General features: G+C 35.0%; 1 protein-coding gene and 1 pseudogene. Both read left to right on the top strand.

Annotated elements, in window-relative coordinates; translation table 11 throughout:
- Positions 1–1,658 precede the first annotated feature (1,658 nt).
- A complete protein-coding gene (locus ACJ5GX_RS04970) occupies positions 1,659–1,814 on the top strand; it encodes a hypothetical protein (RefSeq protein ID WP_495292764.1) in 156 nt (51 codons plus the stop codon).
- Between the two features lie 292 nt (positions 1,815–2,106).
- Positions 2,107–2,223: pseudogene (locus ACJ5GX_RS04975) on the top strand (type IV secretory system conjugative DNA transfer family protein); the annotation flags it as partial.

Raw genomic sequence — 2,223 nt, forward strand, 5'->3', positions numbered from 1 at the left:
CGTAAAATATATCAACTATCTACAACAACGGCATTCTATCCGCTATGGATAATTTTGCAATATTCATCGTTATCGACAGATCGTCGTAAAGTCATAGTTTTAAATATGTCAATTTACTCCAAATATTCTTCGAAAGGCCCATGTACAGTTAAGTACCTAGTGGACTGCTGTGGCTGTCAACATATGTATATATTTTCCGCAAAAATTATAATTTACTTTCTGTTGGACTCTTCAAAAATCAAAATGAATTTCAATGGCGAAAATACTGAACCAAGTCCTTTTGAAAACTTTGATAAAGTTTCACATAAAATACAAGCAACAAAAGCTTTCCCTCTCGTGTCTCCCGAGTCCCGAACACAACCCGCCTGCGTCGCGCGTGGCGACTGGCAAGCCGACCGGAGTGGTACACTACTGGAACAGCAGTGGAGTGGAGCCCGCAGAGAGAACAAACCAACGAAGCTTCAGTGGCGCGTTGCCTTCCGACCGCACCGGACGCTACGTCGCAACGTCGCGCGACCGCTGAGCACGCGAGCTCAAATACGATCGATCATAAATAACAAATACACGTTAAGTTATACATTCAAGGAGAAAGGGTTTCAGTTTTATGGGAAAATTCACGTCGCAATATATATCCGGTATACTTTTTTGCCAAGATATTTAGTTTTCAGGTTTCTATATCTTCTTATAGTTTCACCAAAATTTTTATACAAAATTACCTGACACGTCTATCATGCAAAATTCACTTACCTACATGAGATTTTATTTTTACAAGTGTTATAAAAATGATAATCTAGTAGAAACCTATCGAAAAAATATTTTACTTGATCTTAAATTGCGTTTCATGTGTTGACCGTACGTGAATAGAAACAAGATTAGTAGGGAGTCAGCGTAGAGAAATAAAGTGTCCTCACGCTGTCTCAAGCTCTTTGATTTGGAAAAATTTGGCGTACAGAAACTCTTTAGATGATATGCAGATCGATCATGGTTGCTGCATAAAAAACCTTTAGTCCGGTAAAGTTTTGGATTGATGTAGATACGCAATTTCTTTATTTGGACTATTATTCCTTGAATGTGGATTTTGTGTTTTCTAACGCGATTTGCGTATTGTTTAATTTGGTACAAAATACTGTATCACCCACTCATCTTTTGATACCAATTTTCAGTCTTTACGCAAAAAGGTGAACAGACATAAATATTATTTCAAAAACTGAAATATGTTTGAGAAGAAAACTTATTATTTTAACTTATTCATTCCATAAAGTTAAAGGAAATGAATACCAAGACTAGGTGATTCACTGCTAATAAGCTTGTTTTTTAAGGCCAAACACCACTAAACTCAGAAACATATTTTTATTACCTTTGGAAGCTTTTCATCACAGTTGTTTGTCAGTTGAAACTCTGTATAACTAGATCCTAATTAGTAGGACGCTTACTGAAAATTAAATCAACCAAAAAATATTAAATCGATTTACGAAATGAAAACATAAAAGTTTGGCAGAATCACTAAAGACCCTAAAATAAAAAGGTAATACCTTTCTATTATTTACCCGTATGTAGGTACCGTCCCGTCAGCGCAACTGATACTGGTTTTATGAAATTTTATGCATTCAAAATTATGGGTTATAATCGAAAAATGACACTTTTAAATTTCTTTTTGTATGGATACTGATTTAGTTTTATTTTGTTTCCAGCCTCCGCTAGAATGTGGGATAAATGGTCGCGGTCCTCCTTACTGCGATCGATCTTACTCCCCTTCTTTTAATCATAAAAAGAAGTCAGGACAAGCTTTGAATGATAATGAATTTGTACTATAAATGTTATAATAATAAACCGTGAAAAATACCGTCAAAAATCTATGAAGTGATAGATCGTGCAGGTATTTCAACTCAAAAACAAATAATCACACTTTCCGTGTGGGATATCAAAAGGCTGACCAATCTTCGCACGGACGATATATTTTTGCTAAAAAAGTTGGTGGCAGATCATACTAGGGAGATAAATATCCAAGAGAAAATATAGATTAACAAATAACTATAATTTATGAATATATAACGTCTTCTTCGGTTTCATTAAATTTTGGAAACTTATATTAGCTGATTAAACGGTGAAAAACCTGGACAGATGGTTGACGATGTGCAAAAAATAGCTAACCTAATCATGCCTGAACAAGATTTTTGGCAAAACGAAGCAAGAAGCTTATTTGTTGGGGTGGTACTATATTTA

Source organism: Wolbachia endosymbiont of Tuta absoluta (assembly GCF_059414725.1).

Coding starts and splice junctions, on each gene's coding strand:
- ACJ5GX_RS04970 (WP_495292764.1), top strand. CDS start 1,659: ATGGATACTGATTTAGTTTTATTTTGTTTCCAGCCTCCGCTAGAATGT.